General features: G+C 48.2%; 21 protein-coding genes and 1 pseudogene. 20 read left to right on the top strand and 2 right to left on the bottom strand.

Going from position 1 to position 26,094, the window contains the following annotated elements; all coding sequences use genetic code 11:
- Nucleotides 1-77 precede the first annotated feature (77 nt).
- The 12 genes from D3P09_RS09115 (at nucleotide 78) to D3P09_RS09060 (ending at nucleotide 11,983) form a co-directional block, all read left to right on the top strand.
- Nucleotides 78-797, top strand: a complete 720-nt coding sequence (locus D3P09_RS09115; protein ID WP_165867367.1) for a M24 family metallopeptidase — start codon at nucleotides 78-80, stop codon at nucleotides 795-797.
- Nucleotides 798-991: 194 nt separating this feature from the next.
- Entirely contained in the window at nucleotides 992-2,050 is a 1,059-nt protein-coding gene (locus D3P09_RS09110; RefSeq protein ID WP_120109157.1) for an AI-2E family transporter, read from the top strand.
- 140 nt (nucleotides 2,051-2,190) lie between these two features.
- Nucleotides 2,191-2,442 carry a hypothetical protein gene (locus tag D3P09_RS09105; protein WP_120109155.1) on the top strand — a complete coding sequence of 84 codons (252 nt, stop codon included), beginning with the start codon at nucleotides 2,191-2,193 and terminating at the stop codon, nucleotides 2,440-2,442.
- Nucleotides 2,443-2,653: 211 nt separating this feature from the next.
- Nucleotides 2,654-3,277 (top strand): hypothetical protein, encoded by a 624-nt coding sequence (locus tag D3P09_RS09100; protein WP_120109153.1) that lies wholly within the window; start codon nucleotides 2,654-2,656, stop codon nucleotides 3,275-3,277.
- Between the two features lie 126 nt (nucleotides 3,278-3,403).
- Nucleotides 3,404-4,390: a tRNA dihydrouridine synthase gene (locus D3P09_RS09095; RefSeq protein ID WP_207892465.1), complete on the top strand. Its 987-nt coding sequence runs from the start codon at nucleotides 3,404-3,406 to the stop codon at nucleotides 4,388-4,390.
- 155 nt (nucleotides 4,391-4,545) lie between these two features.
- Nucleotides 4,546-5,445, top strand: coding sequence for a nicotianamine synthase family protein (locus tag D3P09_RS09090; protein WP_120109149.1), 900 nt, complete (start codon nucleotides 4,546-4,548; stop codon nucleotides 5,443-5,445).
- A 111-nt stretch (nucleotides 5,446-5,556) separates the two neighbouring features.
- Nucleotides 5,557-6,669: a helix-turn-helix domain-containing protein gene (locus D3P09_RS09085; protein WP_120109147.1), complete on the top strand. Its 1,113-nt coding sequence runs from the start codon at nucleotides 5,557-5,559 to the stop codon at nucleotides 6,667-6,669.
- Between the two features lie 112 nt (nucleotides 6,670-6,781).
- Nucleotides 6,782-7,792: an ABC transporter substrate-binding protein gene (locus D3P09_RS09080; RefSeq protein WP_120109145.1), complete on the top strand. Its 1,011-nt coding sequence runs from the start codon at nucleotides 6,782-6,784 to the stop codon at nucleotides 7,790-7,792.
- A 62-nt stretch (nucleotides 7,793-7,854) separates the two neighbouring features.
- Nucleotides 7,855-8,604, top strand: coding sequence for an alpha/beta hydrolase (locus tag D3P09_RS09075; protein WP_165867366.1), 750 nt, complete (start codon nucleotides 7,855-7,857; stop codon nucleotides 8,602-8,604).
- 24 nt (nucleotides 8,605-8,628) lie between these two features.
- The gene (locus D3P09_RS09070; RefSeq protein WP_424452211.1) at nucleotides 8,629-9,717 is read left to right on the top strand and encodes a FecCD family ABC transporter permease; all 1,089 of its coding nucleotides are present in this window, start codon (nucleotides 8,629-8,631) and stop codon (nucleotides 9,715-9,717) included.
- On the top strand, nucleotides 9,717-10,706 hold the full coding sequence (locus D3P09_RS09065) for a FecCD family ABC transporter permease (protein WP_120109141.1): 990 nt from the start codon (nucleotides 9,717-9,719) through the stop codon (nucleotides 10,704-10,706). The genes D3P09_RS09070 and D3P09_RS09065 overlap by 1 nt, the downstream gene beginning before the upstream one ends.
- Before the next feature lie 176 nt (nucleotides 10,707-10,882).
- Nucleotides 10,883-11,983 carry an MBL fold metallo-hydrolase gene (locus D3P09_RS09060; RefSeq protein ID WP_120109139.1) on the top strand — a complete coding sequence of 367 codons (1,101 nt, stop codon included), beginning with the start codon at nucleotides 10,883-10,885 and terminating at the stop codon, nucleotides 11,981-11,983.
- A gap of 84 nt (nucleotides 11,984-12,067) precedes the next feature.
- On the opposite strand, the gene D3P09_RS09055 is transcribed toward D3P09_RS09060, so the two are convergent.
- Nucleotides 12,068-12,649: a TetR/AcrR family transcriptional regulator gene (locus D3P09_RS09055; protein ID WP_120109137.1), complete on the bottom strand. Its 582-nt coding sequence runs from the start codon at nucleotides 12,647-12,649 to the stop codon at nucleotides 12,068-12,070.
- A 172-nt stretch (nucleotides 12,650-12,821) separates the two neighbouring features.
- On the opposite strand from D3P09_RS09055, the gene lpdA reads away from it, so the two are divergent.
- The 5 genes and pseudogenes from lpdA to D3P09_RS09030 all read left to right on the top strand — a co-directional run.
- Nucleotides 12,822-14,213 (top strand): dihydrolipoyl dehydrogenase, encoded by a 1,392-nt coding sequence (gene lpdA, locus D3P09_RS09050; RefSeq protein ID WP_120109135.1) that lies wholly within the window; start codon nucleotides 12,822-12,824, stop codon nucleotides 14,211-14,213.
- 38 nt (nucleotides 14,214-14,251) lie between these two features.
- Nucleotides 14,252-14,884 (top strand): biotin/lipoyl-containing protein, encoded by a 633-nt coding sequence (locus tag D3P09_RS09045; RefSeq protein WP_120109133.1) that lies wholly within the window; start codon nucleotides 14,252-14,254, stop codon nucleotides 14,882-14,884.
- Nucleotides 14,868-16,040, top strand: coding sequence for an ABC transporter permease (locus tag D3P09_RS09040; RefSeq protein WP_120109131.1), 1,173 nt, complete (start codon nucleotides 14,868-14,870; stop codon nucleotides 16,038-16,040). Before D3P09_RS09045 ends, D3P09_RS09040 begins: the two co-directional genes overlap by 17 nt.
- 96 nt (nucleotides 16,041-16,136) lie before the next feature.
- Nucleotides 16,137-16,703: an RNA 2'-phosphotransferase gene (locus tag D3P09_RS09035; RefSeq protein WP_120110670.1), complete on the top strand. Its 567-nt coding sequence runs from the start codon at nucleotides 16,137-16,139 to the stop codon at nucleotides 16,701-16,703.
- A gap of 18 nt (nucleotides 16,704-16,721) precedes the next feature.
- Nucleotides 16,722-16,934: pseudogene (locus D3P09_RS09030) on the top strand (TatD family hydrolase); the annotation flags it as partial.
- Between the two features lie 112 nt (nucleotides 16,935-17,046).
- Here D3P09_RS09030 and D3P09_RS09025 read toward each other — a convergent pair.
- A complete protein-coding gene (locus tag D3P09_RS09025) occupies nucleotides 17,047-21,438 on the bottom strand; it encodes an S-layer homology domain-containing protein (protein WP_120109130.1) in 4,392 nt (1,463 codons plus the stop codon).
- Between the two features lie 253 nt (nucleotides 21,439-21,691).
- On the opposite strand from D3P09_RS09025, the gene D3P09_RS09015 reads away from it, so the two are divergent.
- From D3P09_RS09015 to D3P09_RS09005, 3 genes are all read left to right on the top strand, one after another.
- Complete coding sequence (locus D3P09_RS09015; protein ID WP_243644021.1) at nucleotides 21,692-23,236, top strand: extracellular solute-binding protein; 1,545 nt, start codon at nucleotides 21,692-21,694, stop codon at nucleotides 23,234-23,236.
- 4 nt (nucleotides 23,237-23,240) lie between these two features.
- Nucleotides 23,241-25,031 (top strand): cache domain-containing sensor histidine kinase, encoded by a 1,791-nt coding sequence (locus D3P09_RS09010; RefSeq protein WP_165867365.1) that lies wholly within the window; start codon nucleotides 23,241-23,243, stop codon nucleotides 25,029-25,031.
- A gap of 142 nt (nucleotides 25,032-25,173) precedes the next feature.
- Nucleotides 25,174-26,094, top strand: coding sequence for an ABC transporter permease (locus tag D3P09_RS09005; protein WP_243644019.1), 921 nt, complete (start codon nucleotides 25,174-25,176; stop codon nucleotides 26,092-26,094).

The raw sequence follows: 26,094 nt of genomic DNA, 5'->3' as shown, positions 1-26,094 counted from the left end.
AAGTTGAGTGAAACGGGGAGGATAATTTAAGCAAAAAGAAGAATCTTTATTTATGATAAATGCAGGGAAGAGGTCTTATGATGGAACATTTGTCACAGTATACTTACGTCCAATCCATTGCTAAAGCTACGATCAGCGAATTACAGGAGATCATTAAAGAAGGCATAACGGAAAAGGAAATCGTGTATAGAGCCGAAGAGATCATGAGAAATAAGGGAATTCAAAGCTTTTGGTATCACGGTGTAGGGGCATTTGTTCACGTTGGCAAGAGAACCATCATTTCTGAGTCGGGTAAGGAATATAAGCCTTCAGATACAGTTGTCGGCAGACATGATATCGTGACCATCGATCTTAGCCCAGAGATTAATACCTATTGGGGAGACTATGCACGAACGCTAATCGTGACCGATGGCAATGTTATTGCCGAAGAAGCACTTGCAAATACCCAAACTGAATCTGCCGTAGAATTTTCACATGGAATTAACGCCGAAAAGGAAATTCATAAAAAATTTATTGAATTTGTAAGACCTGACATGACTTTTGAAGAAGTATACTCCTATATGAATGAAGTTATCCAACAACTTGGTTACATCAATCTAGATTTTTCCGGAAACTTGGGGCACACAATCGAATTCCATAAAGATCAAAGAAGATATTTTGAGTCGGGGAATAAGATGAAGCTTAGTGAAGGATCACTATTTACATTTGAGCCACATATAAAGTACAGAAATGGAGAGTATGGCTTTAAACGAGAGAATATTTATTACTTCCGCAATGGAGAAATACTTGTTCTATAGGAATGTTGCATGAACCCGAGCTGCCTCACATAAGGCGGCTTTTCTTTTGCTCGAAAATCAACATTTAATGGATTAGAGTTGATTGCTGATGGCAAGGACTACAGGAATAGTTTTAAATGCAGTAATTTTCATATATAATAACTTAATTGAAGTAACGTTATGCCTACAAAACTATAATTAATCGAGGGAAGCGAATGAATTTTTTGCGGGAGTTTTTTGCCAATAGCATAGTAAGAAGAATTCTGTTCCTCTTACTGGTCGTCTTGTTGCTGTACAGCTTGAGAGACATGCTCAATTTGATGTTGCTGCTGTTTCTTGTTACCTTCGTCATGGGACGCCTAGAGGGCTTTATTACGAAGAAAATATCTAAGCTGTTCCCCATATCGCCCATTGTCGTGAATACGGTATTGTACGCTGTATTAATATTTGGGCTCGTATATGGAATTATCAACTATATTCCGAAGCTCATTAGTCAAATATCCGATTTATATGTGTCCATAATCAAATTCCTGGACACGCCCCAGTCGGATGAATTTGCTGAGTTTGTCTCCTCCACGCTTAACAAACTGGAATTAGAGCAATACGGGGGTTATGCATTCAATTATATTGTGAAAATCGGCAAATGGGCAGAGGTTATCGTATTTGTTATCGTATTGAGCTACTTCTACTTAATCCAGAAGAATACCGTCAATAATTTCACGGAAAAGCTGAGCAAAAGCAAAATTAGCTGGGCTTACAATGAGTTTAAATACTTTGGCCAAAAATTCACCTCTTCTTTCGGTAAAGTGATTGAGGTCCAACTGATGATTGCCGTATTCAACACGATTCTAACGATTGCCGGACTATGGATTATGGGCTACCCTTACTTGTTCGCTCTAATGATTATGGTATTTTTACTGAGCCTTGTGCCGGTAGTCGGTGTTATGATCTCTTTCATTCCGATCAGTATTATCGGTTACCAGATAGGCGGTATCACAACGGTCATTTGGGCGATTATTATGATTTTGCTTATCCATGCCGTGGAGACATACTTCTTAAATCCTAGGCTGTACGCTCACAAAACAAAGCTGCCGATGTTCTACACCTTTATTATTCTCATTTTCTCCCAGCATTTCATGGGGATCTGGGGACTTATTATCGGGATTCCAATCTTTATGTTCCTGCTTGATATATTTGAAGTGGATCAAAGCAGCGGTAAAGGTTCAGACAAAGAAGCGGCACAGCTATCGGGAGAGAACTCAAGCTCCAAATAATGATGGAATAGGCCTGCCCTCCCTCAGCACCCGACATTGATGAAGCAAGGAAAGAGACCCCTAACCTGTCCACTCCAAAATACCGTTCTCGCATAAAATATATGGAACGTATTTGAGGTATTGGAAAGGGGGCGGGGGTTATGGCCAGAAGGGTTGAAAACCAAGTCTATTCGAATCGGGTCGCGAGGTCGGAATTTGATGACAACTGGAGAACATCGGTGAGCAAGAGCGGTTATGTCATTTATACCGCAGCCAGAAATCATGCCAAAGTAACGGTACTGCTTACCTCGGGGACAAGCAAATTACTCATCTTCAACAAAGGCGGTACAGTGCTAGTTGGCTCAGGAGGAACCAGTCATTATAGCAAACCGCATATTGCCAAGGACCTTTAAGCATCGCTTAGATATTCCAGCTGCTGCAGAAGATTAGTTGTCTAAAAAGCTGGCATGAAGTCTGAAAAGTCTGTGCATCTATTGCACAGGCTTTTTTGGGCATCGTCGGCGGAGTTGATCCACACGGATTGAAACGACTCGAGGTCAGGCTATAATAAAGATGTGCTTTCAAGAAGATTGAGATGCCTAACCGCTTAAAGGAGAACAACAGATGACCATCGTAGATAAATTGGCAACGACGCTCAATCGCAATGACGAAGGTCCTAACCAGGAGCTGGCGAGAGATATTGCGGGCAGGGCAGATAGAGAAGCTGTGACAGAGCTTATTGGTCACTTACATAACAAAGACAAGAACATTCAAAGCGATTGTATTAAAATTCTCTATGAAATTGGAAGCCTCAAGCCGTCTTTGATTGCTGGATACAGCAAAGAGTTTTTAACATTGCTTGAACATAAGAACAATCGACTGGTATGGGGCGCTATGACAGCACTAGATGCGATAACTCTTGAAAATCCGGAAATCATATATGAAGGACTTGAACAGATTGTTGATCGCATGAACAAAGGATCGGTAATCACCAAGGATCACGGAGTCAATATCCTGATTAAGCTTTGTTCCATCCAAGCCTATGCGGATCATGCATTCAACTTGCTCATCGAGCAGCTTAAGAGTTGTCCGACCAATCAACTGCCCATGTATGCGGAGAAGGCCATATCCATCGTTAACGCTAGCAACAAAGCACACTTCATCCATACGCTTTCCTCACGACTCGACGAGATTGACAAAGACACAAAACGCAAGCGAGTGGAGAAAGTGATTAAGCGGTTGAGTTGATCCGCTATCTATTGGTAAAATTATTTAGACCTTATTTGAAGACTAAAAATAATTAAGATGTGTTACTATGAATATATTTTCAAATAATAATAGCGCTGTATCTATAAGAGAGGATTTGAACTGGCAGTGATTAATAATTTTTGGCGCGAGTTGCCTCGCCCGTTTTTTATACTTGCACCTATGGAAGATGTAACGGATGTTGTTTTTCGCCATGTAGTTAGTAAAGCAGGCAGACCCGATGTGTTTTTTACAGAGTTTACGAACACGGAGAGCTATTGTCATCCTGAGGGTACTTATGGCGTGCGGGGACGTCTAACGTTCACCGAAGATGAACAGCCGATGGTTGCGCATATTTGGGGGGATAAGCCTGAATATTTTAAGGAAATGAGCATTGGCATGGCTAAGCTTGGCTTCAAAGGCATAGATATCAATATGGGCTGTCCCGTGCACAATGTTGCCACGAAAGGCAAGGGAAGCGGCCTTATTCTGCATCCAGAGCTTGCGGCAGATATCATTCAAGCGGCCAAAGCGGGCGGATTGCCTGTCAGTGTGAAAACAAGGCTCGGCTACAACGATATAGAGGAGTGGCGGGATTGGCTGACCCATATTTTGAAGCAAGATATTGCTAATCTGTCTATCCATCTCCGTACAAGAAAGGAAATGAGCCTGGTCGATGCCCATTGGGAGCTTATTCCGGCCATTAAGGAGCTTCGAGACCGTATAGCCCCAGATACTCTGCTCACGATCAATGGAGATATTCCTGACCGGAAGAAGGGCTTAGAGCTTGCTGAGCAATATGGCGTGGACGGGATCATGATCGGGAGAGGGATCTTCCATAATCCCTTTGCCTTTGAACAAGAGCCGAGAGAGCATAGCAGTGAAGAACTGCTGGACCTGCTAAGGCTGCATCTTGATCTATATGATCAATATTCAACAGAACTAGAGACACGCGCCTATAAAGCGCTTCTACGATTTTTTAAGGTATATGTCAAAGGATTTCGAGGGGCAAGCGAGCTGCGAAATCAATTGATGAGCACAAAGTCGACAGATGAGGTACGCGAGCTTCTGCATGCTTTTGAATTGAATGCTGATGGTGTGCTTGAAGAAGCTTGAAGAGAATAGTTGAATCACGACGGGGAAGCAGTCTTATCGGCTGCTTCTTTTCTTTAGGTTAGGTATTTAAATCCCAATATTCTTCTAAATCTTTGACCATACTAATATATTTGGTAGTAAGCAATAGGTTGTAGAGTGAGGGAGGAATTGGGGAAATGAAAGCTTACTCCATTAGTTCTGCCATACATACGGTTAACGCCCCAAGCACGCAAAGGGTTGACCATCTTATCGATTGGATACGTAAAGCCAACGAGCTTCTCCAGAAGGAATTAGATCTGTCTCCTGCCAATCCTGTAGTAAAGAACATCGTTAATCACCTTTCACTTCAGTTACGATCACGCTATTTGCCTGAGGAAATCCAATCCGTTCTAAGCCACGAGTATATTCGAATGAATCAGCGACAATTGCGGGATAAGCTGTCAGAAGCCGAATTTCTGGCGGAGCTTAGCGATTCTCGGGCTATTGGCAATTCTGAAAGCTCCGTATTGGATACGTTAACAGGGTTATCTGCCTGGACGATATATAGTGCTCTAGTCAGTCAGGAGCTGTCTATGCTTTATCCGTTCATTCGCGAGAAAGGCAGCGCAGATAAGCTGCCTATTATCTTTGTAGGCAGCGGCCCGATGCCGCTAAGTGGGATTATTCTACACCAATTAAGTAATGCCAATGTGATCTGTCTGGAAATGGATTCGATTGCCTATGATGCCTCCTGTTTATTGCTTGAGCGCTTGGGATTAACGGGTAAAGTTACGGTTGTAATGGGGAATGGATCACAATTCGACTACAGCCCTTATCGCCATATCTTTGTGGCTAGTCTGGTTCACAATAAGCAGGAAGTGCTTGAACGAATTATTCACACTGCTTCTGATCCTATAGTAGCTATTCGTACAGCAGAGGGGATGCGGCAAATCATGTATGAAGCGATCGATGAAGCGGATTTGAGCAAGCAGGGGTGGCGGATTCTCGGACGAACATGTCCTATAGAAAATCTGGTCATCAATTCTACTTTGTTCCTTGAACGTGTGCAAAATCAAAATCTGATCAAAGAATGGTAATGTAAAGGAAGCCAGTCTGAATCAATTTATCTGCTCCATCATTGCTAGGTTCATGAAAGCAAAGTATAATTGATAATAATTATCAGTACGTGGATAGGTAAAGGTGACCGCATGCAAAAACCATTTCAGAAAACGGATTTAAGCGAGGTTAAGCTTTATATAGAGGAGAACTTCACAAAGCCGCTCACTTTAGACCATTTGGCGAACCTTACGGGCCTTAGTCCGAGCTACTTTTCCTCAGCGTTCAAGCAGCAATTCATTCAAAGCCCAATGGAGTTTGTGACACAGCTGCGTATTCAGAAGGCCAAGCAATTATTGCAACAGGAAGGCGCCCGATTGAAGCCGATAGCGGAGGCTGTCGGCTACAGCGATGAATTTTATTTTAGCCGCGTGTTCAAAAAGGTGGAGGGCATCTCCCCAACGATGTACACCAGCCAGCAAAAATCCCATATCGCTGTGGTAACAGGCAATATGATGGGCTATTTGCATGCGGCGGGAATGATCCCATTCGCAGCCCCTTTAAGCGCCAAATGGACACCCTATTATTATAATCTGTGGCCGGATCAAATCGAGCATAAGGTTTCCTTAACCAAAAACAAAAATTACTGCATTCCGAACGAGCTCTATCATTTGCCGCTGGATCTGCTCATCTCGCCCAAAGAAGTGCCGCCGGAGCTGGTTAAGCGGATGGAGGAGCATTTTCCGGTCTATTGGCTGGATGACAGACAGGACTGCTTATTCGCATTGACAGAGCTTGCCGACCGATTGAACAAAGGGGAGGAAGCGAAGCAGTGGATCATGGAATATCAGGCAAGACTGGAAGACATTCGCCGAGCGTTGAACTGGGAAGCCGATCCGCCGAGGATGATGGTTATTCGTATCTATCAGCAGCGAATATTTGCTTATTGCAATTCAGGCATTCAACATTTGTTATTCAAAGATTTAGGAGCGGTTCCCAGTTATGAGCATGATGGACTGTATAATAACGAAATTACGTTTGATCAGCTAAGCCAATTAAAGGTAGACAAGCTGTTCACCATTATATGTCCGGATGATGAGTCTAGGGCGACATGGCATCACTTGCAGCGGGATGCCGGATTCAGAGGGCTGGAGGCGAGTAAGCATCAGCAAATCTATGTCGTTCATTCCGATCCGTGGTTTGAATATTCCCCTGTTGCTTTAAGGCGAATGCTAGAGGAAGTTGCTGTGATGCTGATACCTTGAAAATGTACATGGCCAATCGTAATATGTTGCATGGTCAATGTGGCTTATCTCTTATATACTCAATACTGAGAATGATTATTATTGAGAATTTAAGGGAGAGGGAAAGTCCATCATGAAGTGGTTTAACGCGAAAAAATTAAGTTATGTTGTTATGGCGGGTCTATTATCCATTGTACTGGCAGCTTGCGGCAGCAATAAGGATGCTGACTCTGGGACAACGCCTGCTCCATCACCAACCAGCGAATCAGGTGCAGCGGAGGAGCCGGCTGTTAGTGAACCGAGTTCGGCTCCCAGAGAAGCGTTTGTCGTAACGGATCAGGTAGGCAATACCGTCAACATACCTGGAACTGTACAAAAGGTATATGCGCCTGGCCTCGAGGATTATCTGGTTACGCTTGGCGTAACTCCAGTGGCACAATGGTCTACCGGCGAGAAGCCGCAGCAATATTTGCAGGATACACTTGGCGGCGTCAAAGAAATCAGCTTTGCCAATGGCGTTCCATCTCCGGAATCTGTCGTAGATTTGGAGCCGGAGCTCATTATATTCCCAACCTCTTTCTATGCGCAGAATGGCGTTCATGAAAACTATTCGCAGATCGCCCCAACCTACGTATTCAAGAATGCGCTTGGCAACGTGGTGGAAGCAACGGAGACGATTGCGGAATTGCTGGGGCTGGAGGATAAAGCGGCAGAAGCTATTGCGGCTTATCATGCCAAGCTGGAAGAAACAAAAGCGAAGCTGGCGGGCATCTCCGCCGATAAAAAAGCGATCTATATTAATGCGAATGCCCGCGCAATATTCCTGGTCGGCAACTTCCATTACGGGGGTTATGTGCTTAGTGAGCTGGGATTTGCTCAAAGCGCGCTTGTAGAAGGAGAAATGTCTGCCGATATCTCGCTTGAAATGCTGTCTGACCTAGACGCTGATTATATATTTATCAACAATAATGATGGCCTTGGAGATCCATTCCTGGCAGACATTAAAGCCAGCCCGTTATGGACTGCGCTGCCAGCCGTTCAAGCCGGCCAAGTGTTCGACGTGAAAGGCGATCATTGGCGATCAAGCGGCTTAATCGCTTACCAGAAAACAATGGCCGATATCGTAGCGTTCTTGCAGCCATGATCATCAGGCCATACGTCAAACCCAATTATGAAACGATGCTGATAACGAGTAGAAGCAATCAATTGGACTATGAAATATTTATTGCAAAGCCATTCGACGAGCCGGCAGAGGGCGGCTATGGCGTCATCTATGTGCTGGATGGCAACGGACTGTTCGAAACCGCGGCCGAAATCACCCGATTGTTGACGCGCAAGCCCAAAGGATACCAGCCGGCTGTTGTAGTCGGGATCGGTTACCCGGGCGGTGAAGCCTTTGACACCATGCGCCGAACTTATGATCTGACGATGCCGGCCGAGCTTGCCAATTTGCCGCTGCGTCCTAACGGAGAGCCTTGGCCGGAATACGGAGGGGCGGATGAGCTGCTGGCCCTTTTTGAAAAGGAGATAATGCCGGCTGTGGCACAGCGGTTCGCCATCAATAAGCGGAAGCAAGCACTGTTTGGCCATTCATTTGGAGGGCTGTTCGTTCTTCATGCCTTATTCGCGCAGCCGGCATTGTTCTCCCATTATGTGGCGAGCAGCGCTTCCATCTGGTGGAATGATTACGCGCTGCTAGACGAGTATGAAGCGTTCAAAGCAGATTTGAATAGCAATGCGATAAGCCCATTGCCCAAAGCGCTTATGATTGCCGGCGGAGATGAGCTTGACTACATGGTTAAGGACAGTATGAATCTATGCGCGGACATGATGTCTCTCCGCGTTCCAGGCTTTGAAGCAAGCTGGGCGCTGCTTGAGCAAGAAGAGCATGTGAGTGTCATACCTGGCGCGATTAGCCGGGCGGTGAAATTTTGGCTTGCCGCGACATCCAATTGAGTTGGACATCATATTCGTTCTGCATTGGAGCTGGCCCTTGGCTGGCTCTTTTTGCAAAGCGAAGGGGAAGGGTTGGAAACATTGGCCTCAAATGCGCAAGAATTATCTTTAACAGGAGCAAAAAAGCTCTCTTTTGTATTATTGCTTATCTTCATGCTTTTGCTATTAATGGGCGCGTTAGTCCTTGCTATGTCGCTGGGTGCAAAAAGAATACCGTTTGCAGATGTGCTGACGTCGATCTTTGCATATGATCATACGGCTGCTGCCCACCATGTGATTCAGACCATTCGCTTGCCTCGCGTGCTCGCGGCTATGGCTACAGGAGCGGGCTTTGCTGTAAGCGGTGCGATTATGCAAGGCATTAGCCGCAATCCTTTGGCTGATTCGGGCATTCTTGGCCTGAATGCCGGAGCAGGGGTCATGCTGGTCCTCGCAATGGTGTTCCTGCCGGCGCTTTCCTTCACGGGGACGCTCTGGCTGTGTGTTCTGGGAGCGGCATTAGGAGCAGGCTTAGTATTTAGCGTTGGTTTATTAAGCAGACGGGGCTTGACGCCTATCCGGCTTGTGTTGGCCGGCGCTGCAATATCCGCCATGCTAACGGCCTTAAGCGAAGGAATAAGCATCTTTTTTTCCGTGGCACAGCAGGTGGCTTTTTGGTACGGAGGGGGCTTAAACGGTATTAAAATGGAACATTTGCAGCAAATGCTGCCATGGATGCTCCTTGCTCTGTTGCTGGCTATCGCCGTCTCAAGGTCGATCACCATATTATCCGTAGGGGATGAGACAGCGGAAGGGCTTGGCGTTCCTATCAAGCTGGTGAAAAATCTCTCTCTGGTAGCCGCTTTTTTGCTGGCTGGGATTTCATGCGCGCTAGCGGGATCGGTAAGCTTTATCGGGCTGATGGCTCCTCACCTGGTACGTTATTTGGTCGGGGTGGAGTACCGCTATATTATTCCGTTATCCGCCATTATGGGGGCGATTCTTGTGGTGCTGGCTGATCTGGCGGCGCGAATCGTCAATGCCCCTTATGAAATTCCTGTCGGCGCTGTCATTGCTGTTATCGGCGTTCCGTTCTTTCTTTTTTTGGCGCGTAAAGAAAGGCGGGAGCTGTAGTGAAACTAACATGGAAGTTTATCATCATCTCCATAATTATACTTCTCGGCTTTATTTATAGCATATCGACCGGTCAAAGCAGCTTAAGCTTGCCAGAACTATGGCAAACGATATGGGGGAATGGCACTTCGAGGCAGGAGTTGGTCCTGTTCCAATTTCGCATTCCGCGCATGATACTGGCTTTTCTGGTTGGCGGGGCGCTGGCGCTGGCCGGCATGCTGCTGCAAGCCATAAGCCGCAATGCATTGGCGGATCCGGGCATATTGGGGATCAATGCCGGGGCGGGCTTGTCGATGATGCTGTTTCTGCTCCTGCAACACAGCACTACCGGCCTGCATACTACGGTTCAGCCGTTCTATGCTCTTATAGGCGGATTTATCGTGGTCGCCCTGTTATTTTTGCTTTCCTATGATCGGCATCATGGCATTATTCCTATTCGATTAATCTATACAGGCGTTGCTATAGCGGCTGCGATTAGCGCATTTATGATTGTGCTGACCTATGTGCTGGAGCCTTCGCAATATCAGATGATCAAGGTGTGGCTGGCAGGGAATATAGGCAATAGCAACTGGAATCATGTCTATGCTATGCTGCCGTGGCTCATTATTATTGTCCCTTTGCTCCTTCACCATCACCGTATATTGGATGTAATGAAGTTCAACGATCCGGTGGCCATCAGTGTAGGCGTGCCCGTCAATAAATATCGCATTTGGTTTCTAGTATGCAGCGTATTGTTGGCAGCGCCAGCGGTTGCCGTTAGCGGAAGCATCGGATTTGTAGGGCTAGTCGTTCCGCATTTGGTCAGACGGCTGTTTCGCGGGCATATACGGATGATCCCCGCATGCCTATTGATAGGAGGCGGATTGGTTGTAATCGCGGATGCTATCGGCAAGATGGCGGTAGCCAATACCGAAATTCCGGCAGGTGTAATTGTGGCCTTGATTGGCGCTCCTTACTTTTTATATTTATTGGTTAAGAGCGATAGGTGAGCGACTGGTCCAAACCAGCTTTTACGATAACAGAATGGACAGTACAGTGGCGCAAGAAACGAATTTTTTTGAGAGTAACAGCTAGCAGTACGCGTATGATATAATTGCAAAATCTAAAGGTGGCTGACTCTGATTGCGTTCAGGCGGATGCACATAGAAAGTTGGGATCAAACGGAATGGAATTATTATTAATTCTGCTCGCTGTTATCGCTATTGTCGCAGTGATTATTTTCTTGATACTGCAATACTACCCTCCGCTTGGCGGCAGGAGCTCAGCAGAAAGCCAAAAAAGAATTGAGGCTTCCCCGCAGTTTAGCGGCGGAAAGTTCCGCAATCAGATGCCAACGTCCATGGTCAACAGTCCCAAGGATACCTTCGATGCGCTAATTAAAACAATTAAGGGGACACCGAACAGCAGGCCGAAAGGAGATGTGCCGGTCGAACCCTTTGATTCGAAAGCTTTCATGGAGAATAAGGAGGATCAGGTGGTCTGGTTCGGGCATTCCACGTTATTGCTGAAGGTAGATGGGGTGAAGCTATTGATTGACCCCGTCTTCAGTGACTATGCTTCCCCTGTCCGATTCTTCGGTCCCAAGCGTTACAGCGACAAGCTCCCGGCAGAGATAGAGGAGCTGCCTGAACTGGACGCCGTTATCATATCGCATGATCATTATGATCATCTGGATTATGCGTCGATTCGCCAGCTGAGCGGAAAAGCGAAGCAATTTATTGTTCCGTTAGGAGTGGCGGGGCATCTGACAAAGTGGGGAGTCGATCCTGACCGAATCGTAGAGCTGGATTGGTGGGAGAAGCAGCAGCTTCATGGACTGACGTTAACCAGCACACCGGCAAGACATTTCTCAGGACGGGGCGGCGGCGCCGGGTCTACCCTGTGGAGCTCCTGGGTAATCGTCAGCCAGCATACGAGAATATTTTATAGCGGGGACAGCGGGTACGGACCGCATTTCAAGGAGATTGGGGAGAAATTCGGGCCGTTCGACCTCACTCTGATCGAGACGGGCCAATATGATGAGAAGTGGGCGAATATTCATATGTCTCCCGAAGAGTCGCTGCAAGCACATCTGGATGTGCAGGGCAAATTAATGATTCCTATTCATTGGGGAGCCTTTACATTAGCGCTGCATAGCTGGACAGACCCTATAGAGCGGGCAACACGGGCTGCCGAGCTTCAGAACAGTGTTTTGGCGACACCTAAGATAGGCGAGGTTGTCACCATAGGAGCATCGGAATACCCTTCTGAGAGCTGGTGGGAGTAACCTTATAAAGCGAAAAAGAGGCAGTACAGAATTCAAATGTTGAGTTCTGCTGCCTCTTTTTTGTATGCTTGAGCACCGTAATGTCTAATTAGAAGCTCTGGCTATTCCTAATAAGCCCTTCGCATTCTGTTTGCCTGCTGTTAGCAGCTGGTCACTCAGCTTGGAGTCGCTCACCGACCGCGCCAGCACAATGGTGCCGACCATGAGGCTCATGACGGCGCTGCCCGCAGCAGGATCGATCTGCGCCAGATCGGAGATAAAATCAATCATCCGCTGCAGCTCTTGGGTGAAGACTTGTCCAACCTCTTCGGAAGACAGGGGAATTTCTGCGGAGAGGGCAGGCAGGATACAGCCGAGCTCCTTCTGGTCGCGATGATACGGGCTTAGGTAAAAATCAATAACGGCTTCAATCTTCGCTTCTTCCCCCGCTTGATCTGCCGCCTTTTGCAGCAAGGCTATTGTATCGCTAATGGCATACTGGCAAGTTTCCAATACCAGCTGCTCTTTATTGTCAAAGTGTGAATAGAATCCCCCATGCGTAAGGCCCGCACCCTTCATGATGACGGGGACGCTTATCTCGCGAATTCCGTTCGTGCGAAAAGCTTTGGCGGCACTTTCAATAATTCGGCCGCGCACCTTTAACTTATGTCCTTCAGGATAAGGCATCGGCAACACTCCTTTCTACAACTCTAGCCTTAAAATATTATAATCATCATAAATAAAAGTGTCAATTTGTTAAGCAACCTGAACAGCAGAAGAGCGGGGGGATTGACGCCTTTAAAATATGATGACTATAATATATTATGTTCATCATATTTTGGAATCAGGAGGTACAGGCATGATCCATTTAGAAGCGGTAGATACTTTGGTGATTGGTTCAGGACCGGGAGGTTACGCGGCGGCGCTGCGATCCGCACAGCTTGGCATGAAGACGGCGGTTGTGGAGCGCGGGCAGATCGGGGGCGTGTGTACCCATGTGGGCTGCATTCCTTCCAAAGCCTTAATTGCGGAAAGCCATCGCTTTCAGATGTACAGCAAGCGAAGCAGCGATAGAGGGATTGCCTCATTCGAGGAGGCACAGTCATTCAAGCAAGCGGTCGTGAACAAGCAGGCTGGCGGTGTTCAATTTCTGTTGAAAACAGCCGGAGTTACATTCCTTCAAGGGGAAGCAAGCTTCTTGGATGAGCATACGGTGGTCATTAAAGGTGAGGGAACAGAGCAACGGATATCGTTCAAAAACGTGATACTGGCCACGGGTTCACGTCCGATTGAGCTGGAGGCACTTCCATATGGCGGACGCATCTTATCATCCACGGAAGCTTTGTCGCTTTCCGGGCTCCCTGCAAGCCTGGTGGTGATCGGCGGCGGTTATATCGGCGTGGAATTGGGGCAGATGTATGCCAAATTCGGCACCAAGGTCACGATTCTCGAAGGAGGCAGAAGTGTGCTTCCCGGGTTTGAGGCGGATTTGGCTGCGCCTGTAGTCCGGCAATTGAACAACGACGGTGTAACTATTATTACGGATGCAAAGGCAGTCAAAGCTGAACAGGATACGGACGGGCTGACTCTCCATTACATGAAAGGAAGCGAACAGCAGCTTATTCGGGCAGAGTATGCGCTAGTTACGGTGGGGCGAAGGCCGAATACGGATGGGAAGCTAGGGCTTGAACGCATCGGCTTGCAGGCAGGGGACAGAGGGCTGATGGAGACGGACGAGCAGTGCAGAACAAAGGTTCCGCATGTGTATGCGATCGGGGATATTCGCACGGGACCGGCACTAGCCCATAAAGCTTCCTATGAAGCGAAGGTAGCGGCGGAGGCCATAGCAGGGCAACCATCCATTATTGATTATAAAGCTATTCCGCTTGTTGTTTTCTCCGAGCCGGAGCTTGCGAGCGTTGGCCTGACGGAGACAGAGAGCAGGGAAAGAGGCTACTCAGTGATAACGGGCAAATCCTCATTCGGCATTAACGGAAGAGCTCTTGCGCTGAAAGAAACGGATGGATTTGTGAAGATTGTAGCGGATCAGACATCCGGAATGATACGGGGGGCGCAAATCGTTGGCGTTGAAGCGTCAACGCTCATATCGGAGCTGGCTTTGGCTATCGAGATGGGGGCGACAGTCGAGGACTTGGCAATGACAATTCATCCTCATCCCGCCTTGGGCGAAGTGGTCATGGAGGCCGCCGAGCACGCAGTCAGAAAAATGATAATGGGCAAGAAAAACTAAAACAGACCATCGTTAAGGGATAGGGAGAGAGAATAAAGATGAAACAAAAATGGATTGTGTATATCGGAATTGCGCTTGTGCTAATAGCAGGAGGTTCACTGCTTGCGGCAAAAGGGATGGATGCGGTAAGCCAGGCCGAGCATCGCAAGCAAGGCGTGCTTGATGCCGATTCGCTCACGGTCATATATGACAAGAAGCCAGGCACCATTGATCAGGTCAATGCGGGTATAGGCGATTCAGTCCAAAAGGGAGATCTGCTATTCAAAGTCAAGCTGGAGCAAGGAAGCGAGGAGGAAGTATTATCTACGGAAGACGGACAGGTTACCCGTATCGCTGTAAAGCCCGGAGATCAGATTACGCCGGGAAACCCCGTCGCTGTTGTTCAACAGACCCGGTACAGGACGGACCTCTTCGTACAGGAAGGGCAAATTCATAAACTTAAGCTGAATCAGAGTGTAAAGGTCCGTTTCCCGTACCTGGACCAGCCGATTGAGGTGGATGGCGTAGTTGCTTCGATTGCAGCCGCTCCGCAGTTTGCCAGCCTGCGCATGACAAGAGAGAAGGGGCAAGCGGATGTGAGCATGTTCGCAGTCCGCATCTCTGTAGCTTCACATGCTGATCTTCTTCCGGGTATGACGGCGGAGGTGGACTTGAATGAAATCGCTGACTGAGGAATGGAAGTACGTAGCGGGGAGCAAGTTCTTAATTGTTATTTTTGCAGCTCCGTTAATTGCGGCATTGTTCTTCGGCTTGATGTTTTCGAAAAATCAAATAAGCGAATCTCCGGTTGTGATTATAGATGAGGATCATAGCTCCTATTCACGGCAGTTAATCGCAAAAATAAACGCATCGCAATATATGAAGGTTACCAATGTTATCCCCAGCCGGATGAATCCAGATACACTACTGGCTAATGAGCAGGCTGTAGCTGTCATTGTTCTTCCAGCGGGACTGGAACTGAACAGAGCATTAGGGAAGTCCGTAACGATTGGAGCGTTGATGGACAACACGATGCCCTCAGGCCTAACTGGCATCCGAACCGCTATTCAGGAGATCATTGCGACGGAAAATATGGCATTATCCATGACCAGCTTAGCTCAACAAGGGATGGATGCAGAAGCGATTAAGGGAATCATTTCTCCCTTAACCCTGGTTCAGCGAATGCTGTATAATCCGACGACCTCCTTTATCGGCACGATGGTCATTGGATTTGTCAATATTGTGGTATTGATGATTACGGTAGGCGCTGCCGGGGCCATAGCGCCTAGGCTGCGGAGAGAAGGAAGGCTGTTTGCGAACGGCACATCGCCTGCCCAGTTGTGGATTCGCGTTGTTCCTTATGCCTTGCTCAGTACGGTATCCTTGCTCCTAAGCTACGGACTGCTGAAGCAAGCAGGGGGCATGCGATTTGAGGCAGAGCCGCATCTTTTTATTATCCCTTTGCTGCTGTACTCCTTTGCCTTGTCTCTGCTCGCGATGCTGCTCGGCTACACAGCCAAGGATGTGAGCAAAGCCGGCTCACGGATGAGCGTCCTCCTGTACCCGTCTTTCCTGGTCACCGGCATTCAACTGACTCCGCTTGCGCTGCCGGCTTTCTTTCAAGTTACGGCATGGGCGCTGCCGATGAACTGGCTGAACAGGCTGATCCGCGGCATGGCATTCCGTAACGGATCGCTGTCGGCCTATAGCTTGGAGCTAGGAGCATTGCTCATAATTATTGGAGCTGCAACTTTACTTATCGGGCTTATGGTGATGAAGGAAGCGAGGGCATCCCATTCGGCAACCGAGCAGCAGCATGCCGATTCGGGAGCTCTCCGTATTATTTGAATCTAACCAAACATTCCCGTTCCTTCTTTGCTTTGAGAGGCTATAATGCAATTAACGGAACAAAATCGGAATAAGGTTAGAAAGCGAAGTGAAGACATGTTAGATCAACATAAAGAAAAATCTCTAAGCAAGCTGATAAGCAAAATGCTGCGGCATACGCCGAAGGCGTTCGGCCTTGCATTAGATCCTGAGGATGGATCGTGTACGCTTGACGCGCTGCTGGCATCGATTCAAGCCCAGCCTAGATGGGGATGGGTAACCAAAGAGCATATCGAGCTGGTCGTGCGCCAGTCGGATAAGCAGCGTTTTGAAATCATAGATGCGCGTATAAGAGCCAGATATGGCCATAGTCACGATAGAGTCAGCTATGCACCAGCAGATCCGCCAGCTATTCTATATCACGGCACCAACAAGAACGCGCTACCCTCCATTTTGCTTGAAGGCTTAAAACCTATGGGCAGACAGTACGTTCATTTGTCAGAGGGAACACATTTTGCAACCTTGGCAGGGAGCAGGCGGGGTGAACTCGTTATTCTTGAGGTGGATACCGATAGTGCCAGGCAAGCTGGAGTGACGTTCTATTATGCCGGGAATGAAGTATGGTTGGCGGACCATGTCCCGGCAGCAAGCTGCGCAATGATGAGAACCGATAAGGAGTTATAAAATATGAATCCGTCTAACGGCAAGCATCTGAAGGAGCTTGTCCGTACGATTCCGCTGGACCGTCTCATGATTGAGACGGATGCGCCGTTTCTGACTCCGCGCGACTTGAAGGCCAAGCTGCCGGATGGACGCAACGAACCTTCGATTCTGCCCCATATTCTTCATACTGTCGCCCGGTGCATCGGGAAATCGTCAGAAGAGGTTGCGGAAGCGACTACAAGGACGGCATAAGCATTTTTCCGTATCGGATAGCTGCCGTTCGCAAGCGGCAACGAACCCCAAACATAAAATGGCGGTGCCAGGAATGAACCCCTGTGCACCGCCATTATTATTATTAAGCTAGCTAGTGTGAATTGTTGTCAATCAAGCCAAGCTGGATTAAGAGCCGTTTCAGGATGACGGCAGCTTGCGCCCGGGTCGCTTGCTCCTGCGGAGCGAAGGAGGTGCTTGTTAAGCCATTCATGATGCCTTCTTCCACGGCAAATGCTGCCGCTTGGCGAGCCCAGCCGCTGACAGCGCCGCCGTCGGAGAACGACTGTAGGGCAGTGAGTGGCGCGGTATGGCTTTGTTTCTCTACGAGGCTTGCAGCACGCAAGGCTAGCACCGCCATCTCCTCGCGGCTGATCGTTTGGGACGGACGGAATGTGCCATCCTCGTAGCCCTCAATCAGGCCAGCCTTAGCCGCTGCAGCGGCATAGCCGGCAAACCAATTGGACGTCTGAACATCGCTGAACGACGAGCCTGCCTGTTCTTTCAGTCCAAGCGCGCGAACGAGCAAGGCGGCAAACTCAGCGCGGGTAATGGATGTATCCGGCGAGAATTGGCTCTCCGACATGCCCTTCACAAGCAGCTTCGACGCAAGCCATCCGATATCTGATCCAGCCCAATGATTCTCTACATCATCAAAGGATTTGGAGTAGGAAATGACCGCATACACGCTGTTCCCGGCATGCTTGATCGTCACGACCGTCACTCCGTCTACAGTAGTGAAACGAGCGGGAACAAAGGATAGCTCCCCGGTTGCTGGATCAATCGCAACCGCAGTTGCTTTGCTGAGCAAGTTGCTTGGCAACGTAAAGGAGCGTTCGACATAACGGTTGCCGAAATCACGATAGGACACCGATGTATCGCCAGCTTTTAAGGTGATGCGGAATTCGTAGGCATCGCCGATTAATAAGCCGCCTTGTGCTTCAATCGCGTCCGTCACGCCTTTGGCATCAGCTCCGGATTTTCTTTCCACTGTAATGATTGCTTGAGCGTTGCTCGCCTGATTTCCTAGCAGAGCCGACAACGTAGCAGCGTCAATCAAATTCGCCGGCAGCGAGTAGGAAGCCCCGGCTGTCTTAATGGTCAGAATAGCGCCTTCGATCGCATCGGCAGCTTGCAGCAGCGCTTGCACAGGAACGTTAACGATGGAGGTTGGCTGATCCCCCGTGAAATCGAGAATCATTTCCTTCTTATTCTTTCCATTCTTTTGCAGCGCCGCAATGGCTTGGCTGATCATGGCTTGATCCAGTGTCATTCCTGCCGCAGGTTTTCCGTTTTCGTCCGCCGTGGGCACTTCGTCAGCGGTGATCACTACGCCGGTTTCCGTCAATGTTGGTTCCGGCTCCGTTCCCCCGCCACCGCCGCCGCCTACGGGAGGCGTAACAGAAGGGGTATACGTCATTTGAATGGACAGCTCATTCGTCTTCAGCTCATCTACATAAACAGAAATGGTCACGGTATTGGCGCCTTGCCCAAGATTGACGACGCCTGTGAAATCCCCGCCGGAAGCAACGGTCGCCTTATTGTCGTTAAGGTAGACTTCCACTTTCGAGCCTGGGCCTAATACTTTAATATTTCCTTTCAGCGTGGCATTGGCGGTCGACACTGTTTTGCCGTCATAGTCCATGTAGCCGGTAAGCGCAGCCGCTCTGATATTGTCTCCTACATCATACGTGTTAGCGACAAGCTGCCGCTTCGTGCGAACGCCGTTCTCGTCGAGCGCGGATATGACCATGCCTCCAGGCGGAATCGCGCTGTTGTTGTCCTCAGGCACCCCCCAATTCCAGTTGATGGCTTGTGTTTTGTTGACCACCTTCGTCACTTTTCCGGAGTCATCCACAACAACCTCAACGCCAAACTTGTTGGTGCCGGTTGAGGTTCCGAATTCTTCATCCATCACGTTCAGGTCGCCGAGATTGCGGCTTGTATTGTAAAAGCTGCCCTCGATAAAGGATGAAGGATCACCCGGGACACTCATTCCCAGCTGGTAGTCCTTTATATATTCCTTGTCCTGAATAGAGGCTTTAATGATCGGCCAATTGGCAAGAGACGCATCAAACAACATTAAGCCGTTCGAGCTGCCAAGCGCAGTCTGGAAGATTTCCCGCTGGAGAGCAGGGGACTGCAGATTAGACAAGGCCATGCCCGAATAAAGCGGGACCTCGCCATTGGTTACGATCGAATCCAGCGTAATGTAACGCTGAATTTCTTGAGGCGTGCTATAGTAGGTTCCTACCATTAGAAAATCCAGTTGGCTTATATATCCGGTGTTGTAATACTCCTCCGTGTAAATGGTATCGTTCGGGAATTTGAGACGGTCGTTATAGCGGAAGTCTTTGCTTCCCCAATGGACGCCATTCAAATAATAGGATTCGAACCATGCGCCAACATAAGCCGAGGTTTCAATCTTCTTCTCTTTCTCTGCAGAATAGCGGTCAACAAGCGCTCTCGTCTCCTCTACAAAGCTTGTAATCGTGGCAGACCGGAACTCCCACCAGTCTTGGATAAGCGGACCATTCACCCGATTGCCGTTCACGTAATGAAAAATATCATTCGGCCAGTTGACAAGCGATTTTCCGCGCTGTTCCAGGAATGCCTCGAATTTGGCCTTCGTAATATCGCTGAAGTCGGCTGTTTCGTTATCGTAGCGGGCCCGGTCGAGAACAATGCCGTCTACATCATAGTTCTTCAGCACTTCCTCGAAGGTCTTCAATTGGAACTGGCGCGTATCATCGTTGGCCGGATTAACGAATAATACAGCGGCGCCGCCAGAAGCGTCTGACAAGCCTTTTTTGCCATATTCGCTTTCTCTTAATGCCAATATTTGCCCGTTGTCTTCCGGACGGAATACATGCTCCTCCCACTCCGGATGCTCGTGAATGATCGCGAAGTCCTTCACGGCGATAGAGCCTTCTGCGAATACATTAAATGCGGCATGAACCTTCAGCCCAAGCGCATGGCCGTGCTCCAGGAATAATTGAAGCAGGTCCAGATCGGGATTGGAGCCTTTCCGATCGCCCGCAACCATCTCGCTGACATACGGCCGGCCGGTCAAATCATTTTTCTTATAGGAAACGTAGCCTTCGACGCCTTTCACATCAAACATAACGTCTGTGACCCCGGCGTCCTTCGCTTTGTTCAGAAATTGGAGGACGCTCTCGCTTGACTGGAGCTTCTTGGCGTTCGATGCTTGATCCACCCATAACATAATTTGTTTGTCATTATTCAGGGAAGGCCTGCTGTAGACAATGATAGATTTGGTATCCAGGGCGGAGCCGTCTTTGGACAACACGACATCGAGATAGTTCGGGCCGGCGGCAAGAGGGAGTTGCAGGCTGAATGTGCCGTCTGCTTGCAATACCGCCGATTGTCCGTCAATCGCAACGGATGCGCCAGTCTGATTGGTCACTTTGCCTGATACGGTCGAGGTTGTGGCCGGAGTCGTATACATGTTCATTCCATCAAGCTCCATACGCGGAACGGCGCCCGTGCCTTTCATTAAATCAGTGACCGCTACAACATTTCCGTTCTTCCGCAGCTTCACCGTATCGCCAACCTTAAACTTGGTGGCCAAATATTTTTTGATATCATAGGTGGCATAACTATTGTCTTGAGCCATGACGACATATCCGCCTGGCGGAATGTCAAGGTCGCCGCCTTGCGACCATGATGGCGCGGAGTTGCCGGTTGCCGCATTGAACATCGTGGTCACCTTGCCGGTCGCATCGACTTGAATCGCGACATTGGTATTTCTGACGGAGACCTTCGTTCCGTATTCGGTCGTGAATAAGGCAATGATATTAGGAATGGAGGACACATCTGTGTCGATATAATCAATGGGTTTCTTAGGCCCCTCGACAATGACGGTAACATCCGCAGGCGGCGCTTCAATCTCGATCAGATCGCCTCCGCTTTCGTTCGGTATGAAATCCTCCGCTGTCACGATGGCACCGCCTTTTTCGAGAGTAATGACGTCTTCAGTCTGAAAAGTATGATATAATGCCTTGCGAAAGTCTTTGTCCAGCCAATTGTCATCGTTGGCAAGAATAACGTAGCCGCCGGGCGGAATCGTCACTTGCTGTGCAGCGTCCCAAGCTCTGGGTTTATTCGTCGCGGGATCAATGCCTCCTTGCGGTCCGATGAACTTAAGTATGACGCCATTCGCATCGACTTGGATGGCAGCATTCGTGCTTTTGACAAAGACCTCGTTGCTATTTCCGGTTACGTTCGTCACGCTCGTCCCGCTTGTGAACAAAGCTAAGTAATCCTTCTGCTGTGGGCTATCCACATTTGTATTGATGTAATTGAGCATCAGCTTGGTGCTGCCGTCCGCAGCGACGGCATACACCGAATCGTCGTCAGAAGCGGCTTCGCCTTCAGCCTGCGCCATTACCACCCCATTCGAAAACACTGAAGCAAGCAAGCAGGCGATAAGAAAAGGTATTAAATTTCTTCCATACTTTCTCATAAATCCACCTTCCTTTGCAGTAGTTTGGATACGCTTTCATTATAGGCGGGGGCGCTTTCCGGATTATAGGGGCGATGATGACAACTTATAGAACATCGATGACATTTGTAATGGAAGCACCTGAAAAGCGCGTGTTCCAAAAGTCCGGTTGTCAGCATCGGGAAGCTCTAAAAGAGGAAAATGTAAAAGCGATGTCAAAGTTACTTAAGGATACCGCTCTATTCAATCTACAAGGAGTGAAGGAGGCATCGCTGTGAGCATACATCCGATGACGATCATCAAGCTAAGCGTTGTCATGGCCATTAGTCTCTTGGCTGGCTGTGATTCTGGTTCCCTGTCAGCAGACGAAAGCGGGGATGGAATATCCGATAGCAGCAGGAAAACGATCAGAATGGTAGTCAATAATTCAGACCGCAAATTTCCAGAGGGAATGGATGAAAATCATAATCCTTACCTGAGTTACATTGAGAATGCCACAGGAATCAATATCTCTTTCATGCTTCCGCCGTTCAATGGTTATCAAGAAACGCTGAATACGATTATGAATTCATCGGATCAGCCGGATCTCATTCAAACAGCGGATCCAATGTGGGTATACAAATATGTGACGGAGCAAGCGCTGCTGCCGCTTGATGATCTTATTGAAGCCCACGCTCCAGAGCTGTTCCAGATATTCCCGAAGGAAGCATGGGAGGCGGTTACCTTTAACGGCCAAATCTATGCAATCCCCAGCCTGAATGAAGTATCCGGCAATGAAGTGATCTATGCGCGCAAAGACTGGCTGGATGCGTTGGGCTTAGAGCCGCCGCGCACATTGGAGCAATATTACGATGTCATGTATGCGTTTACATATGGAGATCCCGATCAAAACGGAGTGAATGACACCTATGGGCTTACCATTATTCCATCAGGGCTGTCGCGCACAGCTCCATTCTTCGGCGCTTTCGGAGTTCCGCGCGGGCTAAGTCAAATCAGCATGTGGAAGGAAAGGGACGGGAAGCTCGTATACAGCGGGATTTTACCGGAAGCGAAAAGCGCGCTTGCTTATCTGGCGAAGCTGTACGGGGATGGGATACTCGACAGGGAGTTTATTCTGAACAAATTGAGCAGCTTCAAAGACAAAATTATTGATGGCCGGGTAGGTTTGTTTTCGGCTGCTTGGTATGATACGCGGGGGCCTATTCTTGAAAATATGAAAAAGGATCCCAAGGCGGAGTGGATTCGATTGGAATACCCTATCGGCTACGATGGAGAATACGGGACCGCTGAATATGACCTGATTCAGTCCTATAGTGTCATTCCGAAGGGGAGCCTTCATGCGAAGGAAGTGATTGAAGTGCTCCATTTCATTGCAGGAGAAGGATATCGGGAATTAAAGCTGGGTTTCGAGGGCGAAGTATGGACGAAGCAGAACGGCATGATGGTCACCAATTTCGAGGAGCATGAAAAACATATCTATCGCGGCACGCTGCATGCATTAGCTGATCCGAATGATGGGGCTGTTCGCAGGGATCGTCTGAGCTCTCTCGGCGAGCAATATGATTTGAATGAAAACGTGGAGTATATCGTCCAAAATGTGCTTCACAGCGATTATCGCGGACCCCAGACCGTGTCCATGAGAAAATACGGCTCCCAGCTTCTGAAGCTGGAGGAAGAGACCTATTTGAAAATCATTATGGGATTAAGCGTTGACCAGGAATTCGAAAAGTTTGCGAAGCAGTGGATTACGAATGGCGGCTGGGAAATTACGAATGAAGTGAATGATTGGTATAGGCTTCATACGAAAGGGGCGGACTAAGAGATTGCAAAAAGTATGGACCACCCTTTCGAGTGCTTACCGCCAGCGTATCCAAATCCGGCTGACCCTTTATTTTTTGCTTATCTTGGTCCCGCTAGTGGGCATCAGCTTGTTTTCAAACATTAGCTCCATGGATATTTTAGAGAAGCAGACGGATGAGCGGACAGAAACCAGCTTGCAATCGGTGTTGGACAATATCGATATTTCCCTTCAGGATCTGGAAAATTTAATTGTTCTGCTGTCGATGGATTATAGCATAAAGCCGATTTTGCACGAAGCGAACGCTATTCTATTAACATCGGATCTGTACGGCTTATATTCGGTTATGGATCGTCTGACGAATGTTGTGGCTATTAATGGACATATTCGGGAGGTTTCGATTCTGCATTCCGCATCGGGCATGCTGATATCTACTCAATATGGCGCGAGAATACTGGAGCACGATAACGAATCTTGGTATCAAGCCGTCCTGAAGGCCAATGGCAAAACGGTGCTTTACAACCCCCTCCCGGGTGAAGAGAACCTCTTCGGTCTGGAGACGATTTCTTTCATGAGACTGATGGATTTGCAAAATAAAGAGGATGCCGCCAATGTTCTGGTGCTAACGGTAGATAGAGGGCTGCTTCAGGAGCGGATTCAAAGCGTGCAGCCGTCCCCCGGTTCTTCCATCTATTTGTATTCGGCTGATGGCGAGCTCGTAGCGGGCACGGATCAGAACTACCTGAGGGATGAGTGGGGGGATTCCAGCAGCGGAGAGAAGCGGGCAGGCAAAGATATGCTTGTATGGCGGATGCAGTCCGAGAGCACCGGATGGTCGATCGTGATGATCCAGCCCGAGCTGGAGCTGTATCAGAAATCGAGGCAGCTCTCTCAAATTACGAATCTTATTATTGGAATAAGCATTATACTCGCCCTGTTTATTTCTTATGGTGTCTACAAGTGGATTTCATCGCCTTTAAGAGAGCTGATCTTCGGCATGAAGCAAATGAGGATGGGAAAGCTGAGCATCCGGCTAACCCGTAAACGGTCAGATGAATTCGGCGCGTTGACGGACGCTTTCAATCAGATGATCGCCGAGCAGCAGCTGCTTATTCGTGATGTCTATGAGCATCAGCTGCAATCCAGCAAAACCGAATTGAAATTTCTGCATTCGCAAATTAATCCCCATTTTCTGTACAATACGCTGGACTCCATTTACTGGACCGCAAAAAACTATGATGTGAACGAAATTAGTGAAATGGTGCTGAATCTATCGAAGTTCTTCCGTCTGAGCTTAAGCAAGGGACGGGAGGTATTTACAGTAGCGGAGACGGTTACGCATCTTGAATACTACTTGCGCGTACAGCAGTTTCGCTTTATGGACCAGTTCACGGTCCGCTTCGATATTGCGGAGGATACGAAAGAGCTCCGGGTCTTGAAGCTGCTCCTTCAGCCCGTTGTAGAAAATGCGATACTGCATGGCCTCGAGAAACGAGGCACGGGCGGGGAATTAGTCATATCGAGCAGCCTGCAGGAGGGCAGCCTCTGTCTGACGGTGAAAGATAATGGAATGGGCATCAGCGAGGAGAGGCTCGACTTTATTCGCAGCGAAATCGAAAAGCTGAATCGCCAGGAAAATTTGGTGACGATTACGGAAAACTCAGTGAAGGATTTATTCGGCATCAGAAACGTAGTTGGACGAATGAAGCTTTATTATGGCATAGACGCGATGCTGTTCATGGATAGCGTCTGGCAGGAAGGAACGACGATAACCCTGCAAATCCCACTCGAAAGATTGATGGAGAAGCCGGCCTGAACGGAGCGTATAGACGCTCTGTCCAGGCCTTTCTTTTTGTTTCATAGTCATCAAATTACCAAAACACCGCAACATCCTCCCCTATTCATTCATGCCTTTACTCCCTAAAATGAGGGATAACAACAGGCAAAGGAGGGATTCAATGACCCCATCCTACTTTAAAAGGCTTCGGCTTGATGTAGTGAGAGAATGGGATTTGTATCTGATGCTCATTCCAGGAATACTCTTTTTACTTCTGTTCAAGTACACGCCGATGTATGGGATTGTTATTGCGTTCAAAGACTTCAACATTTATGACGGATTGGCGGCAAGTCCATGGGTTGGCATGGAACATTTCGAGAAGCTGTTCTTATCCGAGGATTTTGCGAGAGTGTTTAAAAACACCTTGATTATTAGCATCTACAAGATCTTCTTTCTATTTCCTTTGCCGATTATATTGGCCGTACTGATGAATGAGATTAAAAATATGGTGTTTAAACGCGGAATCCAAACGATTGTATATTTGCCTCATTTTTTATCATGGGTAATTGTAAGCGGTTTATTCCTGCAGCTCCTGTCCACTAATGGCGGGTTGATTAATAAGATGATTGTCGGATTAGGCGGAGAGTCTATCGCGTTCTTCATGAATACGGAGGTATTCCGGTCGGTGCTTATTTCCTCCGCGGGATGGAAGGAAGTTGGCTGGGGGATGATTATTTATCTGGCTTCCATTGCCACCATTGATCCTCAGTTGTACGAAGCAGCCAAAATCGATGGAGCCAGCAGATTCAGACAGATCTGGCATATTACGCTCCCCGGCTTGGTGCCGATCATTATCCTTATGTTCATCCTTCGCCTCGGCAATATATTGGAGGCAGGCACGGAACAAATTCTCGTCATGTACAACTCTATCGTATATGAGGTTGCGGATGTCATTGGCACTTACGTTTATCGGATCGGTCTTGGCCAGCAGGATTACAGCTTTTCGACAGCGGTCGGACTATTTGATTCCGTAATCGGTTTTATTCTGATCATTACAGGAAATTATTTAAGCCGGAAGTTTCTTAAACGGGGCATTTGGTAG

Source organism: Paenibacillus pinisoli (assembly GCF_003605435.1).
GTDB classification, from domain to species: Bacteria; Bacillota; Bacilli; order Paenibacillales; family Paenibacillaceae; genus Pristimantibacillus; species Pristimantibacillus pinisoli.
Note: the sequence above shows the minus strand (reverse complement) of the source record. Positions and strands in the feature narration are given on the sequence as shown.